The organism is Oerskovia enterophila (assembly GCF_001692445.1).
Taxonomy (GTDB): domain Bacteria; phylum Actinomycetota; class Actinomycetes; order Actinomycetales; family Cellulomonadaceae; genus Oerskovia; species Oerskovia enterophila.
This window is the reverse complement of record NZ_MAQA01000027.1, coordinates 39640-58518: the sequence shown is the minus strand read 5'-3', so window position 1 is coordinate 58518 and position 18879 is coordinate 39640. Positions and strand designations below refer to the sequence as shown.

The window sequence follows — 18879 nt, the reverse complement described above, 5'->3', positions numbered from 1 at the left end:
GGAGTCGGGGTCCTCGCGGCGGACCCGGCCCTCGTCGTCGAGCTCGACGACGCGCCCGAGGCTCGGGTGGTCGGGGGCGGCCTCCACCTGGAGGCGCTCCATGGGCGAGACGTCGTAGGTCCGCTGGTCACGCCCGGCGTTGACGAGCAGCACCGCGACGTACGGGAGGACGATCGCGGCCCCGATCAGGACGAACGAGAACCACCCGTGGACGATCACGGCCGCGAGGAAGCACACGAGCCGGATCCCCATCTGGATGAGGTAGCGCTTGGTGCGCCGGGCCTGGTCCTGCGCGAGCGACTCCGGTGCGTCCGAGATGCTCGGCACCTTGTTGTTGCTGCTCACCCCTCCATCCTACGTTTGTCGGAACCCGACAAAGGACCCCGGTCGCCTGTGATGGTCCCTGCGCGCACGCCGTCGGGCGCTCGCGGTACGGTCGTTGCGGCGACGTGCCGGACGAGCGGGGGAATCCCCGCCGCGGACGACGCCTCCCAGGCCACCCGAACGAGGAGATGTCGTGTCCGAAGCCCCCGCTTCCCCCAGCCCGCGCACCGTGGTCGTCACGGGCGCCAACCGGGGCATCGGCCGCTCGATCGCCGAGCGGTTCGTCGCCAACGGTGACCGTGTCGCGACGATCTACCGCAGCGGCGACCTGCCCGAGGGCGTGTTCGGCGTCGTGGGCGACATCACCGACACCGAGGCCGTCGACGCGGCCTTCACGGCGATCGAGGCCGAGCTCGGCCCGGTCGAGGTCCTCGTCGCGAACGCGGGCGTGACCCGTGACCAGCTCCTCATGCGCATGACCGACGACGAGTTCGAGTCCGTCATCGACGTCAACCTCACGGGGACCTTCCGCTGCGTGCGCCGCGTCTCCAAGGGCATGATCCGCCTGCGGCGCGGCCGCATCGTGCTCATCTCCTCGGTCGTGGGCCTGTACGGCGGCCCCGGGCAGGTCAACTACTCGGCCTCGAAGGCCGCGCTGGTCGGCATGGCCCGCTCGATCACGCGCGAGCTCGGTGGTCGCGGCATCACGGCCAACGTCGTCGCCCCGGGCTTCATCGAGACGGCCATGACCGCCGAGCTGCCCGAGGAGCGCCAGAAGCAGTACAAGGCGAACATCCCCGCGGGACGCTTCGCCCAGGCCGACGAGGTCGCGGGTGTCGTGCAGTTCCTCGCGTCCCCCGACGCGGGCTACATCAGCGGCGCCGTGATCCCGGTCGACGGCGGCCTCGGCATGGGGCACTGACCACCACCTGACGTCGTCGGGGAGCACGCGTGCTCCCCGACACACCGCACGACCCCCGAGAACTACCCCGGGCAGGTCGTCCATGAGTACGCTCAAGCAGCGCACGACGAAAGAACGGAAGAAGAATCTGATGGGTCTGCTCGAAGGCAAGAAGCTCCTGATCACCGGCGTCCTCACCGACTCCTCGATCGCGTTCCACGCGGCCCGGCTCGCGCAGGAGGAGGGGGCCACGGTCGTGCTCTCCTCGTTCGGTCGCCAGATGAAGCTCACGCAGGCGTTCGCCAAGCGTCTGCCGGTCGAGGCACCCGTCGTCCAGCTCGACGTGACGAACGAGGAGGACCTGGCGGGCCTGGCCGACGCGGTCCGCGAGCACGTGGACACGCTCGACGGCGTCGTGCACTCGATCGGGTTCGCGCCCCAGAGCGTCATGGGCGGCAACTTCCTCTCCGCGACCTGGGAGGACGTCGCGACCGCGCTGCAGGTCTCGACCTTCTCCTACAAGTCCCTCGCCGTGGCCGCCAAGCCGCTCATGACCAACGGTGGTGCCGTCGTCGGGCTCACGTTCGACGCGCAGTTCGCGTGGCCCGTGTACGACTGGATGGGCGTCGCGAAGGCCGGGCTCGAGTCGGCGAACCGCTACCTCGCGCGCGACCTCGGCCCGGAGGGGATCCGCACCAACCTCGTCTCCGCGGGCCCCATCCGCACCACCGCGGCGAAGTCGATCCCCGGGTTCGAGCAGATGGAGGACGGCTGGCCCACGCGCGCACCGCTCGGCTGGGACCAGCTGACCGCGGAGCCCGCTGCACGCGCGGTCGTCGCACTGCTGTCAGACTGGTTCCCGGCGACCACGGGGGAGATCGTGCACGTCGACGGCGGCGTGCACGCCATGGGGCTGTGACGAGAGGGGCGAACGTGCGAGACGGCAGATCGTCGGTGGCGTCCGACGCCGCCGGTTCCGGGGCGGCGGGCGGTACGCACCGCCTGGTGCTGCTCCGGCACGCCAAGGCGGAGCCTGCCGGCGGAGTCGACGACGTCCTGCGCCCGCTGGCGCTCAACGGCCGGCGTCAGGCCGGCCGGGTCGGTGCCGCGCTGGCGCACTCCGCGCTCGTCCCCGAGCTCGTCCTGTGCTCTTCTGCCCTGCGCACGCGCCAGACGTGGGACCTCCTCGCGGCGCACCTGGGTGACGTCGCCCCGGAGGTCGTGGTGACGGACACCCTGTATGCCGCGGGCGTGCGGGACGTGCTGGACATGGTCCGAGGGGCCGACTCCCGGGTGCGCACGCTCCTGGTGGTCGGTCACGAGCCGACCATGGCAGCGACCGCGGCGCACCTGGCCGGCCCCGGCTCGGACTCGGGCGCGCTCGCCCAGGTCCGGGTGGGGGTCCCCACGGCGACGTACAGCGTCCTGGAGTCCTCGACCCCGTGGGGCGAGTGGGACGGTGCGGTCGCGAACCTGTCGTACGTCGGGCGTCCCTCGAGCTGAAGGCGCGAGCCGCGCGAAGCACGAAGCCCCTTTCACCCGATCGACGGGAGGAAGGGGCTTCGTCGTACCGGCGCGCGATCCGGGGTGATCCTCAGGCGGTCCGCCCCGGCGACGGCGCGCGGATCCGCCACCATGGAGACATGACGATCGAGCTCCTGTACTTCGAAGGTTGTCCGAGCCGGACGGTCGCGCGTGACAACCTCGCGCAGGCTCTGGAGCTCGCGGGCTGTCCCGGTCGACCCGTCGAGCTCGTCGAGGTCCTGACCGACGAGCACGCCGCGGCTCTCGCGTTCCCGGGGTCTCCCACGCTTCGTCTCGACGGGCGCGACCTGTTCGAGCACCAGGAGGTGAGCGGGCTGGCGTGCCGTCTCTACCCGACCCCGCAGGGTCTCGCGGGTGCGCCCACGGTCGAACAGCTCGTCGACGCGCTCACCCCGGCGGCCTAGAGCCGGTTGCAGACGTCCTGGCCGGGCTCCTCACCCACCGCTCGTCAACTGACGGGAGGCTCCAGGTCTCGCAGCCAGGCGGCGATCGTGGCGATGTCGGTCGAGGTCACCCCGACCGCAGGCTCGACCTGGTGGAGCAGGGCGGCACCGGGATGCTCGAGCTCGACCCACCACCGGTCGGCGTGCCCGATGACGTCGTCGATCCAGACGAACGGACGTCCGTCCGCGATCCGGACCAGCGCCTTCGTCTTCCACTGCAGGTTGTCGGCGCCGTGGTCGCCGTCGTAGGCGGGCAGATCGGCGACCCGCAGCTGCGGCAACCCCAGCAGCGGCGCGATCACCTCGTTCGCGTCGTGCATCCACGCCGTGGCCCACATCAGCTCGCACCCCAGCCCGGTCAGGAGGGTGCCCAGCGCCCGGTCGACCCGTGCCAGGTGAGGGTTCGTCGTCGCCGTCCAGGACGCGGGTGCGTCCGGGACCACGGGCATCCCGGGGCCACCGAACGGGAGCAGGGTCCCGTCGACGTCCAGGAACAGGATCGGTCGCGACGACGCCGGACGCACCCTCAGGCGGTCCGGCCCGATGCGTCGATGATCTCCAGCACCGCGTCGAGGCGCGGACCCGGGACGGAGAAGGGTGCCTGGGCGACCACGACGGGCTTGGCCGCGAACGCGATCCCGATGCCGGCCGCGCCGATCATGTCGAGGTCGTTCGCGCCGTCGCCGATCGCGACGGTGTCCGCCATGTCCACGCCCTCGCTGGCGGCGAGCTCGCGCAGCGTGACCTCCTTGGTCGCGCGGTCGATCACGGGGCCGGTCGTCCTGCCCGTGAGCAGGCCGTCCACGACCTCGAGCCGGTTCGCCCGGAAGTGCGTGATCCCGAGGCTCGCGGCCAGCGGGGCGACGATCTCCTCGAAGCCCCCGGAGACCAGGGCCACGGTCCAGCCCCGGCCCTGGAACTCGGCGACCAGCTCGCGGGCGCCGGGCGTGAGCGTGACGCGCTCGAGCACGTCCTCGAACGCGCTGACCGGGACCCCGGCCAGCGTCGCGACCCGCTCGCGCAGGGACTCGCCGAAGTCGATCTCGCCGCGCATGGCGCGCTCGGTGACCTCGGTGACGAGCTCGCGGGTCCCGGCGTGGTCCGCCAGGAGCTCGATGACCTCCTGCGTGATGAGGGTCGAGTCGACGTCCATGACCACCAACCGGCGGGTCGAGACGTCAGGACGGGCGGCAGTGCTATTCAACGATGGTTCCCTTGGGGACGACGGTGATGCCCGACTCGGTGACGGTGAACCCACGGGCGCGGTCCTGTGCCGGGTCGAGCCCGATGCGGGCGCGCTCGGTGACGATCACGTTCTTGTCGAGGATCGCGCGGTGGACCTGGGCGTGCCGCTCGACCTGGACCCCGTCCATGAGGACGGAGTCCGACACCGACGACCAGGAGTGCAGGTAGACGCCGGGGGACAGGACCGAGCCCACCACGGTGGCCCCGGAGATGATGACGCCGGGGGAGACGAGCGAGTCCGCGGCGTGACCCAGGCGGCCCTGCCCCGAGTGGACGAACTTCGCGGGCGGCAGGCCCACGTACCCGGTGTGCAGCGGCCACTCGTCGTTGTAGAGGTTGAAGACCGGCGTGATCGAGATGAGGTCCTTGTTCGCGTCGTAGTACGCGTCGAGCGTCCCGACGTCGCGCCAGTAGTCGCGGTCGCGGTCCGTGGAGCCGGGGACGTCGTTCCGGATGAAGTCGTAGACACCGGCCGTGCCGCGCGCGACGAAGGCCGGGACGATGTCTCCGCCCATGTCGTGGCGCGAGTCCGGGTCGGTCGCGTCCGCCGTGACGGCCGCGACGAGCGCGTCGGCGTTGATGACGTAGTTGCCCATGGACGCCAGGACCTCGAGCGGCGAGTCCGCGAGCCCGACCGGGTCGGTCGGCTTCTCGAGGAACGCGCGGATCTTGGTGGGGTCCTCGGGGTCCGTGTCGATGACACCGAACTGGTCGGCCATCGAGATGGGCTGGCGGATGCCCGCGACGGTCAGCTCGGCCCCCGACGCGATGTGGGCGTCGACCATCTGGGAGAAGTCCATGCGGTACACGTGGTCCGCACCGACGACCACGACGATGTCGGGGCGCTCGTCCTCGATGATGTTCAGGCACTGGTAGATCGCGTCGGCGCTGCCGAGGTACCAGTGCTTGCCCACCCGCTGCTGCGCCGGCACCGGCGCGACGAAGTTCCCGAGCAACGACGACATGCGCCACGTCTTGGTGATGTGGCGGTCGAGGCTGTGGGACTTGTACTGCGTCAGCACGACGATGTGCAGGTAGTGCGAGTTCACCAGGTTCGACAGCGCGAAGTCGACCAGGCGGTAGATACCGCCGAACGGGACGGCCGGCTTGGCGCGGTGGGCGGTGAGCGGCATGAGCCGGTTGCCCTCGCCACCGGCGAGGACGATTGCGAGGACACGTGGGGCGGCCATGGGCAGAACCTTATGGCCTCGGCCGGTGTTCGTGGGGACCGAACCACGTGTTGGTCGCGGGTGATTCGCGGTGCGAGAGCGTCGCGGGCGGCCTGCCGTGCGCACGGGCACTGCCGAGCGCGCTAGCGTGTGCCGCGTGAGAGTCGACCTGCTGACCCGTGAGTACCCGCCCTACGTCTACGGAGGCGCGGGCGTCCACGTCGCCGAGCTGTCCCGTGTGCTGCGCGAACGCATCGACGTGCGCGTGCGCAGCTTCGACGGACCCCGCAGCGAGGAGGGGGTCACGGGGTACTCGGTGCCCGGCTCGCTCTCCTCGGCGAACCCCGTGCTGGGGACGTTCGGCGTGGACCTGGCGATGGCCGACGACGTCGCAGGAGCCGACCTCGTGCACTCGCACACCTGGTACGCGAACCTCGGCGGCCACCTGGCCTCGCTCCTGCACGGGATCCCGCACGTCCTCAGCGCGCACTCGCTCGAGCCGCTGCGACCGTGGAAGGCCGAGCAGCTCGGGGGCGGCTACGCGCTGTCGGGCTGGGCCGAGAAGACGGCCTACGAGGCCGCGGCCGGCATCATCGCTGTCTCGGCGGGCATGCGCGCGGACATCCTGCGCTGCTACCCCGACGTCGACCCGTCCAAGGTGCACGTGGTCCACAACGGGATCGACCTCGACGGCTGGCGTCGCCCCGGGTCCGAGGCCCAGGTCGCCGCGGCGGACCGCGTGGTCCGCGACCTCGGGATCGACCCCGAGCGCCCGGCCGTGGTCTTCGTCGGGCGCATCACGCGCCAGAAGGGCCTGCCGTACCTGCTGCGCGCGGCCGCGCAGCTCCCTCCGGAGGTCCAGCTGATCCTGTGCGCGGGCGCACCCGACACCCCCGAGATCGCGACCGAGGTGAGCGAGGCCGTCGCGCGCCTCGCCGAGCAGCGCACCGGGGTCGTGTGGATCGAGCAGATGCTCCCGCGCGAGGAGCTCGTGGCGGTCCTGGCGGCCTCGACCGTGTTCGTGTGCCCCTCGGTCTACGAGCCGCTGGGGATCGTGAACCTCGAGGCCATGGCCGTGGGCCTTCCCGTCGTCGGCTCGGCGACCGGGGGCATCCCCGAGGTCATCGACGACGGCGTCACGGGCCACCTGGTCCCGATCGAGCAGGTCGACGACGGGACGGGCACGCCCGTGGACCCGGACACGTTCGTCGCCGACCTCGCCGCTGCGCTCGTCGCGGTCGTCTCCGACCCGGAGCGGGCGCGCGAGATGGGTCGAGCGGCCCGGACGCGCGTCGAGGAGCACTTCGCGTGGGACGCGATCGCGGACCGCACGCTCGAGGTCTACCGCAGCGTGCTCGGGTCCGGTCCCGCCGCGTAGCGGGCCGTCGCGGCGGACATGGCCCGCCGCGCGGCACGGTCGACCTCGCGCAGGGCGGTCGAGCGCTGGTCGGCCTGCCAGAGGTTGACCGCGCCACCGTCGTCGGCCGTGGCCAGGTCCACGATGGCCCGCAGCCGCGCGGCCTGGGCGAGCACGCGCACGCGGCGCGCGTCCGACTCCGAGCGGGCCGCGGGCAGCGGCCAGTCCGGGGGGGTCGTGGACCGCAGCGACGCGATCGTCTCGGCCGCGTCCTCGCGCCAGCGGGCGACGTCGAGCGAGGCCAGGGCCTCGGTCGCGGTGAGCAGGGCCACGCGCAGGTCGCGCTCGGCGTCCGCGAGGGTCCCGACGGCGGCGAGCACCTGGGTGCGCCACGTCGGCACGGGCGTCATGCGCCACGTGACGAGGTGCCCCGTCTCGTAGACGCTCCCGAACGCCGTGACCTCGGGCACGAGCGCCCAGGCGCCCTCGGGGGACTGCACGAGCAGGCACTCCTCGGCGTCGGTCGCGTCGGCGCTCACGACCGACGGCACGCCGAGCGGGTCGCCGGGGGCCGGCAGCACCGCGCACACCTCGAACGGCGAACGGGTCCAGCGGGCGACCAGGTCGGTCAGGGTCGAGGCCGTCCCGTCGCCCTCGACCGTGTGCGGTTCGTCGTCGAGCCGCACCGCGGCGACCGCGCGGCGCACGAGGGCCGTGCCGGGGCCGTCGGGATCGACCGGCTCGTCGGCCTGCGGGCCGAGCGCCTGCGACCACAGGGCGAGGACGACGGTACGGGGGAGCGCGAGGGCAGAGTGGGATTCCACGTCCGCCAACCTATAGGGTCGTGTCCCATGAGCTCGGTTCTGGACCTGCAGGCAGTCACGGTGCGCCGTGGCACGAAGACCATCCTCGACTCCGTGGACTGGCAGGTGAACGAGGGCGAGCGGTGGGTGATCCTGGGCCGCAACGGCGCGGGCAAGACGACCCTGCTGCAGATCGCGGCAGCACGCATGCACCCCACCGCGGGCAGCGCGGACCTGCTCGGCGAGCGGATGGGCCGCACCGACGTGTTCGGGCTGCGGCCCCGCATCGGCCTGGCGAGCGCGGCGCTCGCGGAGCAGATCCCGGCCTCGGAGACCGTCCGCAACGTGGTGGTCACCGCGGCCTACGGCGTCACGGGCCGCTGGACGGAGACGTACGAGGAGTTCGACACCGAGCGTGCCGACGACCTGCTCGCGGCCTTCGACGTGCTGCCGCTGGCCGACCGCCTGTTCGGCACGCTGAGCGAGGGTGAGCGCAAGCGCGTGCAGATCGCCCGCGCGCTCATGACCGACCCGGAGCTGCTGCTGCTCGACGAGCCCGCCGCCGGCCTGGACCTGGGCGGGCGCGAGGAGCTCGTCGGGGCACTCTCGGAGCTTGCTGCGGACCCTGCCTCGCCCGTGCTAGTCCTCGTGACGCACCACGTCGAGGAGATCCCGCCGGGCTTCACGCACGTCCTGCTGCTCAAGGACGGCGGCGTCCACCGCGCCGGTCCCTTGCACGAGGTCCTGACGGCGGAGAACCTGAGCGCGGCGTTCGGCCTGCCGCTGTTCGTCGCGCACGGCGGCGGTCGCTGGATGGCGCGCGCGGCGCGCTGACGCGCGGCCCCGGACGCCCCGCGTCCGACACGCCCGATAGGTGCACGGAACTCGTTCTTCCGGTAAAATCTGGGCAAAGAACGCAGGTGGTGTCAACGCAGGTGATGTCGACGCGTCCACGACGCGCAGGACGAGCCGCACGACGGAAGGAACCGTCATGGACTGGTTGTGGTGGGTCGGAGCAGGTCTCCTCTTCGTCCTGATCGAGATCATCTCGCTCGACCTGGTGCTCATCATGTTCGCCGGGGGAGCGTTCGCAGCCGCGGGGGTCAACGCGGCCGGCGGTCCCTTGTGGCTGCAGATCATCACCTTCGCGGTCGTCTCGGCCGCTCTCCTGTTCTCGCTGCGCCCGTGGCTGCTGCGCCACCTGCGTCACCGCATGCCGCTCACCGAGACCGGCGCCGCCGCCCAGGTGGGTCGGTCCGCCGTCGTCGTGTCCCGGGTGACCGAGCTGGGCGGCCGCGTCAAGCTCCAGGGAGAGATCTGGAGCGCCCGGACCGTGGACGGGTCGCCCGAGCTGGCGACCGGTACCGAGGTCCGTGTGGTCCGCATCGACGGGGCCACGGCCGTGGTGCAGTCGGTCGCCTCCGACAGCCACACCGTCTGAGCCCGTCCGTCCAGCCGTCGCTCCGTCCGCCCCGCCCTTCCGCCGAGAAGCATCCTCAGGAGAAAGATCGATGACTGAACCAGAACCCGGAATGATCGCCGTCTACATCGTGCTCGGGCTGATCCTGCTGTTCGTGATCATCGCGCTCGTCAAGGCGGTGCGGATCGTCCCGCAGGCCACCGCGTTGATCATCGAGCGGCTGGGTCGCTACTCGAGCACGCTCGAGCCCGGTCTGCACCTGCTGATCCCGTTCGTGGACCGCGTGCGTGCGGGTGTCGACCTGCGCGAGCAGGTGGTCTCGTTCCCCCCGCAGCCCGTGATCACCTCGGACAACCTCGTGGTCAGCATCGACACGGTCATCTACTTCCAGGTCACCGAGCCCAAGTCGGCGGTCTACGAGATCGCCAACTACATCCAGGGCATCGAGCAGCTCACGGTCACCACGCTGCGCAACGTCGTCGGCTCCATGGACCTCGAGCAGACCCTCACGAGCCGCGACCAGATCAACGGCCAGCTCCGCGGCGTGCTCGACGAGGCGACGGGGCGCTGGGGCGTGCGCGTCAACCGCGTCGAGCTCAAGTCGATCGACCCGCCCGCGAGCGTGCAGGGCTCCATGGAGCAGCAGATGCGCGCCGAGCGTGACCGTCGCGCCACGATCCTCACGGCCGAGGGCATCAAGCAGTCCCAGGTGCTGACCGCAGAGGGCGAGAAGCAGGCCGCGATCCTGCGCGCAGAAGGCAACGCGCAGGCCGCGATCCTGAACGCCGAGGGTGAGGCGCGGGCCATCCTGCAGGTCTTCGACGCGATCCACGAGGGCGACGCGGACCCCAAGCTGCTCGCCTACCAGTACCTGCAGATGCTGCCCAAGATCGCCGACGGCACCGCGAGCAAGCTGTGGGTCGTCCCCACCGAGTTCACCGCGGCGCTGGGATCCATCGCGCAGGGCTTCGGCGGCGGTGCGCCCACGCCGTCCGGCGAAGGGTACGAGCCCTCCGAGGCGGCGCGCCGCGAGCGCGACCGGGACCGCGTCAAGTTCGGCACCCCGGCACTGGTCGACCCGGCCGAGGCGCTCGCCGAGGCCCGTCGTCAGGCCGAGGCCGCGACGGCCGACGCCACGAGCGCGGGCACGCACTCGGGCCTGCCGTTCGACCCGCAGGCGGAGAGCGGGCAGCGCCCCGGGGGCCCCGGCCAGCGCTTCGCCCCGGCCCCGGAGCCGGGCACCGCGTCGCCGCGTCCGCTCGGCCCGCCGGCCGTCCCGACCGACGCGCCGGAGCCCGGCGAGGGGACGCCGGAGGATCGCCCCTAGGGCATCGCCACAGCAGGACCGTACGCCCGAGGGGGCGCCGCGAGCGCGGCGCCCCCTCGGGCGTCCGTGCATCTGGTTGCGTCGGGCAACCTTGACGAGTGAGTGCTCACTCATTTAGGGTCAAGGGCGTGAGCACCCCCTCGGGCCGCGCCCGACCCATGAGCCGTGACGACCGCCGCGCGGCGATCGCCGCCGCGACCGTCCCCCTGCTCGCGCGCTACGGCTCGGCCGTGACGACCCGGCAGATCGCCCAGGCGGCCGACGTCGCCGAGGGCACGCTCTTCCGCGCGTTCGAGGACAAGGACGAGCTGATCCACGCGGCCCTCGTGGCCGCGCTCGACCCGGCGCCGCTCGTGCGCGCGATCAGCGAGACGGCCGACCGCGGGTCCCTCGCGGAGACCCTCACGGCCCTGGCCGAGCTGATCCAGGACAGCCAGCGCGCGACCGCCAAGATCGTCCAGGTCGCCCACCAGGTCATGGGGGACCGGGGCGGCCCGCCGGGCGGTCCGGGGGACGACGCCCGCCGTCGCCACCGGGACGACGTGCACCGCAACCACGGCAAGCAGGGCCCGGACTCGCACCGCGACGCCCGGATGTCGGCCGTCCAGGACATCGTCCAGGCGATCGAGGCGAGCCTTGTCCCGTACGCGGACGAGCTGCGGACCGAGCCCCGCGTGGCCGCGAGCGTCTTCTTCTTCCTCGTGCACGGCCATGCGAGCCCGCTGCTGTTCCAGGACGGGCCGCTCGACGCGACCCAGATCGTCGACGTGTTCCTCCACGGCGTCCTCGAGGCGCCGTGCCAGGGCGCGGGCCCGCCCCATGCGGTGGGCCCGCCCCACGCGGCGGTCCGTCCGCCGGACCCGCACGTCGCGGCCCCGGGCCCGACGGCGTCGCTCGCCTGAGGCGCTCGGCCTGCCGTCGCGGACCTCACCGCGGCGTCGCATGCTGGACCTCTCGCCGAGGTCACCGAAATCGCTCGACGTGCGCTCCGTCGTCGGGCACCTTGAGACCTGCTCGCCCCGCCCCCACCTCCGACAGGACACCCCAGATGCTCCAACGTCTCCTGAAGACCTACCTCCGCCCGTACTGGACGCCCATATCGATCCTGCTCGTGCTCCAGCTCGTGCAGACCATCGCGACCCTCTACCTGCCCAGCCTCAACGCCGACATCATCGACAAGGGCGTCACGCAGGGCGACACCGCCTACATCATGCGCACGGGCGGCGTCATGCTCGCGATCAGCCTCGGTCAGGTGATCTGCGCGATCGTCGCGGTGTACTTCGGCGCCAAGGTCGCCATGTCGTTCGGGCGCGACGTGCGCAACGGGCTCTTCACGCGCGTCCAGTCGTTCTCCGCGCAGGAGATGGGTGTGCTCGGTGCCCCGTCGCTCATCACGCGCACCACGAACGACGTCCAGCAGGTCCAGATGGTGGTGCTCATGGGCTTCACCATCATGGTCATGGCGCCCATCATGCTCGTGGGCGGCGTCATCATGGCGCTCCAGGAGGACGTCGAGCTCTCGGCGCTGCTCCTGGTCGTGGTGCCCGTGCTCGGGGTCGTCGTGGGGCTGATCATCTCGCGCATGGTGCCGTACTTCCGCAAGATGCAGAAGCGCATCGACGCGATCAACGGGGTGCTGCGCGAGCAGATCTCCGGCATCCGCGTCATCCGGGCCTTCGTGCGCGAGCGTCGCGAGGAGGAGCGCTTCGCGGTCGCCAACGACCGGCTCTACGACACCTCGCTGCGGGTCGGCAAGCTCATGGCGCTGATGTTCCCGACCGTCATGCTCGTCATGAACGCGACCAGCGTCGCGGTCCTGTGGTTCGGTGCGTACCGCGTCCAGGACGGGATGCAGATCGGGGCGCTCACGGCGTTCCTCAGCTACATCATGTACATCCTCATGGCCGTGATGATGTCGACCATGATCTTCATGATGGTCCCGCGCGCGGCCGTCTCGGCCGAGCGCATCGGCGAGGTCCTCGACACCGAGACCACCGTGGTCGAGTCCCCGACGCCGGTCCGCCTGGCGCCCCGCGAGGACCGCACCGGGGTCATCACGTTCGAGGACGTCGACTTCCGGTACCCCGGTGCCGAGGACCCCGTGCTCCACGACCTCACGTTCACGGCGCGTCCCGGCGGCACGACCGCGATCATCGGGTCCACGGGATCGGGCAAGACGACGCTGCTCCAGCTCGTCCCGCGGCTCTTCGACGCGACCAAGGGCTCGGTCCGCATCGACGGCACCGACGTCCGCGACGTCGCGCTCCAGGACCTGTGGTCGATGATCGGCTACGTCCCCCAGAAGGCCTACCTGTTCTCCGGGACCGTGCGCGACAACGTGCGCTACGGCAAGGAGGACGCGACCGACGAGGAGGTCTGGGAAGCGCTCGAGGTCGCGCAGGCCCGCGACTTCGTCGAGCAGCTCGAAGGACAGCTCGACGCCCCTGTGTCCCAGGGCGGCACCAACTTCTCGGGCGGCCAGCGCCAGCGGCTCGCGATCGCCCGGGCGATCGTGCGCAAGCCCAGCGTGTACCTGTTCGACGACTCGTTCTCGGCCCTCGACTACGCGACCGACGCCGCCCTGCGGCTCGCGCTCGCACCCCGCACCCGCGAGGCCACGGTCCTCCTGGTCGCCCAGCGGGTCGCGACCATCCGCCACGCCGAGCAGATCGTCGTGCTCGAGCACGGGCGCATCGTCGGCACCGGCACCCACGACGAGCTCCTGGAGACGTGCGAGACGTACCAGGAGATCGTGTACTCGCAGCTCTCGGCGCAGGAGGCAGCATGAGCACCCAGACCCCCCGCCCGGGCGACAACCCGGGCGACAAGAACGCCGAGACCTTCGTGACGCCGTCGGGCGGTGTGCAGGACGCGGCAGCGACGCACGACGCTCCAGGACCCCAGGACGGGGCGGACGCGGCGGGCGACAAGCCCGACCTGTCCACCACGCGCCTCAAGGGGCGCCCGCAGGGTGGCGGCCACGGCCCCATGGGCGGCATGGGCATGCCCACCGAGAAGGCCATGGACTTCACGGGCTCGCTCAAGCGCTTCGCGGGCTACCTGCGCGTCGAGCGGCTCGCCGTCGTCGTCATCACGGTCCTGTCGATCCTGTCCGTGACCCTCGCCGTGCTGGGCCCCAAGCTCCTCGGCAACGGCACCAACGTGATCTTCGCGGGCGTGATCGGCTCGCAGATGCCCGCGGACGTGACCAAGGCGCAGGCCGTCGAGAACCTGCGCGCCAACGGCCAGGGCACGCAGGCCGACATGCTCGCGGCCATGGACGTCGTGCCCGGCCAGGGCATCGACTTCGCGGCCCTGCGCACGATCCTGCTGCTGGTCCTCGCGATCTACGTCGGGTCCTTCCTCTTCGGGTGGATCCAGGGTCGCGTGACCACGTCCGTGGTCCAGCGCACGGTGCGCCGCCTGCGTGCCGAGGTCGAGGCCAAGCTCGGTCGCCTGCCGCTGTCGTACTTCGATCGGCAGAAGAAGGGCGAGGTCCTCAGCCGCGTCACCAACGACATCGACAACGTCGCGCAGACCCTCCAGCAGACGCTGTCGCAGCTCGTGACCTCGGTCCTGACCGTGGTCGGCGTGCTCGCCATGATGTTCTGGATCTCGCCGCTGCTCGCGGTCATCGCGCTCGTGACCGTGCCGCTCTCGGTGCTCGTCACGGCCCTGATCGCCAAGCGCTCGCAGCCGCAGTTCATCAAGCAGTGGGCCGCGACCGGGCGCCTCAACGCGCACGTCGAGGAGATGTACACGGGCCACGCGCTCGTCAAGGTCTACGGCCACCAGCAGACGGCCGTCGACACGTTCGAGACCGAGAACGCCGAGCTCTACGAGGCGAGCTTCAAGGCGCAGTTCATCTCCGGGATCATCCAGCCCGCGATGGGCTTCGTCGCGAACCTCAACTACGTGATCGTGGCCGTGGTCGGCGGCCTGCGCGTCGCGTCGGGAACCCTGTCGCTGGGTGACGTCCAGGCGTTCATCCAGTACTCGCGCCAGTTCACGCAGCCCATCACGCAGATCGCGTCGATGATGAACCTCCTGCAGTCGGGCGTCGCCTCCGCGGAGCGCGTGTTCGAGCTGCTCGACGCCGAGGAGCAGTCCCCGGACCCCTCGCCCGCGGCCGTCGTCACGGACGTGCAGGGCCGGGTCGCGTTCGAGGACGTCTCGTTCCGCTACGTGCCCGACCGTCCGCTGATCGACGACCTGTCGATCGTGGCCGAGCCCGGTCAGACCGTCGCGATCGTCGGACCCACGGGAGCCGGCAAGACGACGCTCGTGAACCTCATCATGCGCTTCTACGAGGTCGACGGCGGGCGCATCACGCTCGACGGCGTCGACGTCCGGACCATGAGCCGGGACGGGCTGCGGTCCAACATCGGCATGGTCCTGCAGGACACCTGGCTCTTCAAGGGCACCATCGAGGAGAACCTTCGCTACGGCGTGCCCGACGGCGTCGAGGTCTCCGAGGAGCAGTTCCTCGAGGCGACGCGGGCCACGCACGTGGACCCGTTCGTGCGCACCCTGCCCGACGGGTACGCGACCGTGATCGACGACGAGGGTTCGGGCGTGAGCGCGGGCGAGAAGCAGCTCCTGACGATCGCACGCGCGTTCCTCGCCGACCCGGCGATCCTCATCCTCGACGAGGCGACCAGCTCGGTCGACACCCGGACCGAGGTGCTCGTGCAGCAGGCCATGAACGCGCTGCGCGCCGGGCGGACCTCGTTCGTGATCGCGCACCGGTTGTCGACCATCCGCGACGCCGACGTCATCCTCGTCATGGAGGACGGCGCGATCGTCGAGATGGGCAACCACGAGGTGCTCATCGAGAAGGGCGGCGCGTACGCGCGGCTCTACGAGAGCCAGTTCGCGGCCGCGGCGGTCGAGGAGGCCGTCGAGGGCGAGATGACCCGGTGACCTCGTGACCGTGCGAGGCGGTGACGCGTGAGGGTGGCCGCCTGAGGCGGTGACCCGTGGGGCCCCGGTGACGTCGTCGCCGGGGCCTCGCCGTGTGACGGGCCCGTATCGGTGTGACAGGCCCCGTGCCGTAGGACGACGAACGCCGGCACCGCCTTCTGGGCGGTACCGGCGTTCGAGGTGTCGCCCGGGTCGCGGGCGTGATCTGGGGTGGAGCGTCAGGAAGCGGTGTAGCCCGCGCTGGCGCAGAGCGACTCGAGGTCTGCCACGGCCTCGGTGACGCCCGTCGTGTCGATGCTGTCGCCGGTGCCCTTGAAGAGGTCGTCGGCCATCTGGAAGGGGGTCTTGATGTTGCTGATGAGGGCGTTGGCGTCCTCCGGGCCAGCGAGGCGCAGGACGGCCTCGAGCTGGATGTTGGTGCTGCGCATGGCGTTCGACTCGTCCTCGGTGAGGGCGGTCATGTCGTACTCGAGCTCGTCGGTGACGCGCTGCGCGAGCGACTGGTCACCGCCGTCGAAGTACTTCGCGCACACCTCGGCGCTCGTGGCGCCCGTGGGGGTCTCGTCGGGCGAGGAACCGCTGTCGGTTGCCGTGTCGGTCGCGCACGCGCTCAGGAGCGCGATAGCGCCCACAGCCGCAAGTGCCAGCATCTGCTTTCTCATGCATCCATGAAATCACGCGGGAACCCGGGTGAAAGTATGCATAAGGGGGACGGATGTCCAAGAGTGAGCGACGTCTCATTCCGAGGTCCTCCTGGGAGCGATCCCTCGTGATCGGGATCACGCGGTGCTGTCAGGTCGGGCCTCACAGCGACCCCTCAGCCGGCACCTGCGGAGGGCACACACCGGGTCCGTAGACCGGAGGCATGACCTCCCACGAACCGCACCCCAGCACCTCGTCCGCCCCCGAGCCCTCGGTCGTCGCGCCGACACCCCGACGGCGCCGACGACGGGTGCTGCTCGCCGGCGGGCTGGCGCTCACCCTGGCCCTCGGCGGGACGACCGCCTGGGCGCTCGACCGGTTCGTCGTCGAGCACGTCGAGATCGCCGACGTCTCGGCCTACGAGGCGAGCCAGGCCTCGGCGAGCGGCTCCGCGGAGGCGGCGACGTCGTCGGGCACCTCGAGCGCGGGCACGAGCGCGGCCTCCGACGGGACGAGCGTGAGCGTGCGCCAGGTCGTCGAGGGCACGGGCGACGACACCGTGACGTACTACGTCGCGGACGTCGTCCTGGGGGACGCGACCGACCTCCGCTCGGCGTTCGCCCAGGACGCGTACGGCGAGAACATCACCGAGAAGACCTCCGACATCGCGGCCGACAACGAGGCGCTCTTCGCGATCAACGGTGACTACTACGGGTTCCGGTCCACGGGCATCGTGATCCGCAACGGCGTCGTCTACCGCGACGAAGGCGCGCGCGAGGGCCTCGCGTTCTACCGCGACGGGACCGTCGAGATCTACGACGAGACGACCACGACCGCGCAGGAGCTCGTGGACGCGGGCGTGTGGAACACCCTGTCGTTCGGGCCCGCGCTGCTCGACGGCGGAGAGGTCGTCGACGGGATCGACGGCGTCGAGGTCGACACCAACGTCGGCAACCACTCGATCCAGGGCGAGCAGCCCCGGACCGCCGTGGGTGTGGTCGACGCGAACCACCTGGTGTTCGTCGTGGTCGACGGGCGCAGCACCGGGTACAGCCGCGGCGTGACCATGACCGAGCTCGCCGAGATCATGCAGGGCCTGGGGGCCACGACCGCGTACAACCTCGACGGCGGCGGGTCGTCGACCATGTACTACGACGGCGAGCTCGTCAACGACCCGCTGGGTCGCGGCGCCGAGCGGGGCACCTCCGACATCCTGTACGTCGGGGAGTGACGGCCGTGATCGTGCTGGTCCCGGCCTACGAGCCGGACTCGACGCTCGTGCGGCTGGTCGCCGAGCTGCGTGCCACGGGCTCTGTGCAGGGGATCGTCGTGGTCGACGACGGCAGCGGGCCGAGGTTCCGCCCCGTGCTCGACGACGTCGCCCGCCTCGGGGCGGTCGTCGTCGGGTTCGCCGCCAATCGCGGCAAGGGCGCGGCGCTGCGGCGCGGGTTCGCCGAGGTCGCGCGGCGCTGGCCCGGCCAGGACGTGGTGTGCGCCGACGCCGACGGGCAGCACGGCGTCGCTGATGTCCTTCGGGTCGGGGAGCAGGTGTCCGCCGGTGCGGGGGTCATGGTCCTCGGGGCGCGCGCGTTCGCCGGGGACGTGCCCGTGCGCAGCCGGCTCGGCAACACCGTGACCCGGTGGCTGTTCCACGCGGCGACCGGGCTACGGGTCCAGGACACCCAGACCGGCCTGCGCGGGTACCCCGCCTCGATGATCGGGTGGCTCCTCGACGTGCGCGGCGACCGGTACGAGTACGAGCTCAACGTGCTGCTGGCCGCGGCGCGCGAGGGGCGACCCGTGGTCGAGGTCGAGATCGAGACCATCTACCTCGACGACAACGCGTCCTCGCACTTCCGGCCCCTCGCCGACTCGGCCCGCATCTACGCGCCGCTGCTCGCGTTCTCGCTGTCGTCGCTGCTCGCGTTCGGGATCGACACCGCGGCCCTGCTCGTGCTCGACGCCGTGACCGGGTCCCTGCTGGTGTCCGTCGTGGGGGCGCGCGGGGTCAGCGGGGCCGTGAACTTCGTGGTGAACCGGCGGGTGTTCGCTGGTGCTGGTGCTGGTGCTGGTGCTGGTGCTGGTGCTGGTGCTGGTGCTGGTGCTGGTGCTGGTGCTGCGGGCGACCGCGACCGCGGGCGCGGTCATGCGCGGGGGGCCGCGCTGCGGTACGCGGCGCTCGCGGTCGGGCTGCTGGCCGCCGGGTACGGGGCGCTCTGGGGTCTGACCGGGCTGGGGCTCGCGCTGCTGCCTGCCAAGGTCGTGACCGAGGTGCTGCTGTTCGCGACGAGCTATCAGGTGCAGAGGCGCGTGGTGTTCCGCCCAGGGGTGCCGGCGGACACGACGGCGCCCGCGACCCAGATGGTCCGGACCGCACCGGACGGCATTCCGGACGGTGCGCCGGTGGCCGGGCGGTCCCGGCGGTCCGGAGCGAGCGGGAGCGTCGCTGCCGCCGTGCGGCCGGTCGCCGAGCACGAGGTTCCGCGCGCTCGACCACGAGGTTGAGGTCGCGAACGGCGTCAGAACGACCGCAACCTCGTGCTCGGCGCAGGGGCGGACCGTGGCAAGGTCGCCGTGGGGCGAGGAGCTGACTCGGCGCCGAGCATGCGGTCGGCGTCGGCCGACCATGCGGTTCTCGTCGTGATCGGCCCGAACATCGACGCCAACCGCATGTTCGGCAGCGGGCCGAGATCCGGGACTCCGCGAGGCTCACCGCCGAGCACGAGGTTCCGCGCGCTCGACCACGAGGTTGAGGTCGCGAACGCCGTCAGAACGACCGC

At 71.4% G+C, this 18879-nt stretch carries 19 protein-coding genes; 13 read left to right on the top strand and 6 right to left on the bottom strand.

Annotated elements, in window-relative coordinates:
• The coding region (locus OERS_RS12110; RefSeq protein WP_248948531.1) for a DUF3099 domain-containing protein at nucleotides 1-345 on the bottom strand (345 nt) is incomplete at its 3' end.
• Between the two features lie 172 nt (nucleotides 346-517).
• Here OERS_RS12110 and fabG point away from each other — a divergent pair.
• The 4 genes from fabG to OERS_RS12090 all read left to right on the top strand — a co-directional run bounded on the left by fabG (nucleotide 518) and on the right by OERS_RS12090 (nucleotide 3174).
• Nucleotides 518-1246, top strand: coding sequence for a beta-ketoacyl-ACP reductase (gene fabG / locus OERS_RS12105; RefSeq protein ID WP_056647146.1), 729 nt, complete (start codon nucleotides 518-520; stop codon nucleotides 1244-1246).
• Nucleotides 1247-1376: 130 nt separating this feature from the next.
• The gene (gene fabI / locus OERS_RS12100) at nucleotides 1377-2144 is read left to right on the top strand and encodes an enoyl-ACP reductase FabI (RefSeq protein WP_056647143.1); all 768 of its coding nucleotides are present in this window, start codon (nucleotides 1377-1379) and stop codon (nucleotides 2142-2144) included.
• Nucleotides 2145-2158: 14 nt separating this feature from the next.
• Nucleotides 2159-2728 (top strand): SixA phosphatase family protein, encoded by a 570-nt coding sequence (locus OERS_RS12095; protein ID WP_322788294.1) that lies wholly within the window; start codon nucleotides 2159-2161, stop codon nucleotides 2726-2728.
• Nucleotides 2729-2868: 140 nt separating this feature from the next.
• Nucleotides 2869-3174, top strand: a complete 306-nt coding sequence (locus tag OERS_RS12090; protein WP_056647135.1) for a hypothetical protein — start codon at nucleotides 2869-2871, stop codon at nucleotides 3172-3174.
• A 44-nt stretch (nucleotides 3175-3218) separates the two neighbouring features.
• Here the strand turns inward: OERS_RS12090 and OERS_RS12085 are convergent, their stop codons facing one another.
• The 3 genes from OERS_RS12085 to OERS_RS12075 are packed head-to-tail and all read right to left on the bottom strand — an operon-like array spanning nucleotide 3219 to nucleotide 5648.
• The gene (locus tag OERS_RS12085; RefSeq protein WP_056647132.1) at nucleotides 3219-3737 is read right to left on the bottom strand and encodes an HAD domain-containing protein; all 519 of its coding nucleotides are present in this window, start codon (nucleotides 3735-3737) and stop codon (nucleotides 3219-3221) included.
• Between the two features lie 2 nt (nucleotides 3738-3739).
• Nucleotides 3740-4417, bottom strand: coding sequence for a phosphoserine phosphatase SerB (gene serB, locus OERS_RS12080; RefSeq protein WP_282956066.1), 678 nt, complete (start codon nucleotides 4415-4417; stop codon nucleotides 3740-3742).
• Nucleotides 4410-5648, bottom strand: a complete 1239-nt coding sequence (locus OERS_RS12075; protein WP_056647129.1) for a glucose-1-phosphate adenylyltransferase — start codon at nucleotides 5646-5648, stop codon at nucleotides 4410-4412. The genes serB and OERS_RS12075 overlap by 8 nt, the downstream gene beginning before the upstream one ends.
• Before the next feature lie 136 nt (nucleotides 5649-5784).
• Between OERS_RS12075 and glgA the strand changes: the two genes are divergently transcribed.
• Nucleotides 5785-7005, top strand: a complete 1221-nt coding sequence (gene glgA / locus OERS_RS12070) for a glycogen synthase (protein WP_068625939.1) — start codon at nucleotides 5785-5787, stop codon at nucleotides 7003-7005.
• Here the strand turns inward: glgA and OERS_RS12065 are convergent.
• Entirely contained in the window at nucleotides 6969-7808 is an 840-nt protein-coding gene (locus OERS_RS12065) for a hypothetical protein (RefSeq protein ID WP_056647124.1), read from the bottom strand. The two genes, glgA and OERS_RS12065, sit on opposite strands and share 37 nt — an antisense overlap.
• Before the next feature lie 27 nt (nucleotides 7809-7835).
• Here OERS_RS12065 and OERS_RS12060 point away from each other — a divergent pair, with 27 nt between their 5' ends.
• The 6 genes from OERS_RS12060 (at nucleotide 7836) to OERS_RS12035 (ending at nucleotide 15457) form a co-directional block, all read left to right on the top strand.
• Nucleotides 7836-8621 (top strand): ABC transporter ATP-binding protein, encoded by a 786-nt coding sequence (locus tag OERS_RS12060; RefSeq protein ID WP_056647120.1) that lies wholly within the window; start codon nucleotides 7836-7838, stop codon nucleotides 8619-8621.
• 157 nt (nucleotides 8622-8778) lie between these two features.
• On the top strand, nucleotides 8779-9228 hold the full coding sequence (locus OERS_RS12055) for an NfeD family protein (RefSeq protein ID WP_056647117.1): 450 nt from the start codon (nucleotides 8779-8781) through the stop codon (nucleotides 9226-9228).
• A gap of 70 nt (nucleotides 9229-9298) precedes the next feature.
• Complete coding sequence (locus OERS_RS12050; protein WP_056764982.1) at nucleotides 9299-10534, top strand: SPFH domain-containing protein; 1236 nt, start codon at nucleotides 9299-9301, stop codon at nucleotides 10532-10534.
• Between the two features lie 128 nt (nucleotides 10535-10662).
• A complete protein-coding gene (locus tag OERS_RS12045) occupies nucleotides 10663-11436 on the top strand; it encodes a TetR/AcrR family transcriptional regulator (RefSeq protein WP_139107812.1) in 774 nt (257 codons plus the stop codon).
• A 146-nt stretch (nucleotides 11437-11582) separates the two neighbouring features.
• Nucleotides 11583-13322 (top strand): ABC transporter ATP-binding protein, encoded by a 1740-nt coding sequence (locus OERS_RS12040; protein ID WP_068625937.1) that lies wholly within the window; start codon nucleotides 11583-11585, stop codon nucleotides 13320-13322.
• Nucleotides 13323-13537: 215 nt separating this feature from the next.
• Nucleotides 13538-15457 (top strand): ABC transporter ATP-binding protein, encoded by a 1920-nt coding sequence (locus OERS_RS12035; RefSeq protein ID WP_082849170.1) that lies wholly within the window; start codon nucleotides 13538-13540, stop codon nucleotides 15455-15457.
• Between the two features lie 218 nt (nucleotides 15458-15675).
• On the opposite strand, the gene OERS_RS12030 is transcribed toward OERS_RS12035, so the two are convergent.
• Nucleotides 15676-16119: a hypothetical protein gene (locus OERS_RS12030; RefSeq protein ID WP_139107811.1), complete on the bottom strand. Its 444-nt coding sequence runs from the start codon at nucleotides 16117-16119 to the stop codon at nucleotides 15676-15678.
• Between the two features lie 203 nt (nucleotides 16120-16322).
• Between OERS_RS12030 and OERS_RS12025 the strand changes: the two genes are divergently transcribed.
• Complete coding sequence (locus OERS_RS12025) at nucleotides 16323-17330, top strand: phosphodiester glycosidase family protein (RefSeq protein WP_083201406.1); 1008 nt, start codon at nucleotides 16323-16325, stop codon at nucleotides 17328-17330.
• The gene (locus OERS_RS12020; protein ID WP_068625934.1) at nucleotides 17327-18604 is read left to right on the top strand and encodes a glycosyltransferase family 2 protein; all 1278 of its coding nucleotides are present in this window, start codon (nucleotides 17327-17329) and stop codon (nucleotides 18602-18604) included. Before OERS_RS12025 ends, OERS_RS12020 begins: the two co-directional genes overlap by 4 nt.
• Nucleotides 18605-18879 lie beyond the last annotated feature (275 nt).

What these genes read in the sequence shown, in the direction of transcription:
- OERS_RS12040 (WP_068625937.1), top strand. Translation starts at nt 11,583, where the DNA reads ATGCTCCAACGTCTCCTGAAGACCTACCTCCGCCCGTACTGGACGCCC.
- OERS_RS12030 (WP_139107811.1), bottom strand. Translation starts at nt 16,119, where the DNA reads ATGAGAAAGCAGATGCTGGCACTTGCGGCTGTGGGCGCTATCGCGCTC.
- OERS_RS12025 (WP_083201406.1), top strand. Translation starts at nt 16,323, where the DNA reads ATGACCTCCCACGAACCGCACCCCAGCACCTCGTCCGCCCCCGAGCCC.
- OERS_RS12055 (WP_056647117.1), top strand. Translation starts at nt 8,779, where the DNA reads ATGGACTGGTTGTGGTGGGTCGGAGCAGGTCTCCTCTTCGTCCTGATC.
- OERS_RS12035 (WP_082849170.1), top strand. Translation starts at nt 13,538, where the DNA reads ATGCCCACCGAGAAGGCCATGGACTTCACGGGCTCGCTCAAGCGCTTC.
- OERS_RS12090 (WP_056647135.1), top strand. Translation starts at nt 2,869, where the DNA reads ATGACGATCGAGCTCCTGTACTTCGAAGGTTGTCCGAGCCGGACGGTC.
- OERS_RS12075 (WP_056647129.1), bottom strand. Translation starts at nt 5,648, where the DNA reads ATGGCCGCCCCACGTGTCCTCGCAATCGTCCTCGCCGGTGGCGAGGGC.
- OERS_RS12060 (WP_056647120.1), top strand. Translation starts at nt 7,836, where the DNA reads ATGAGCTCGGTTCTGGACCTGCAGGCAGTCACGGTGCGCCGTGGCACG.
- fabI (WP_056647143.1), top strand. Translation starts at nt 1,377, where the DNA reads ATGGGTCTGCTCGAAGGCAAGAAGCTCCTGATCACCGGCGTCCTCACC.
- OERS_RS12050 (WP_056764982.1), top strand. Translation starts at nt 9,299, where the DNA reads ATGACTGAACCAGAACCCGGAATGATCGCCGTCTACATCGTGCTCGGG.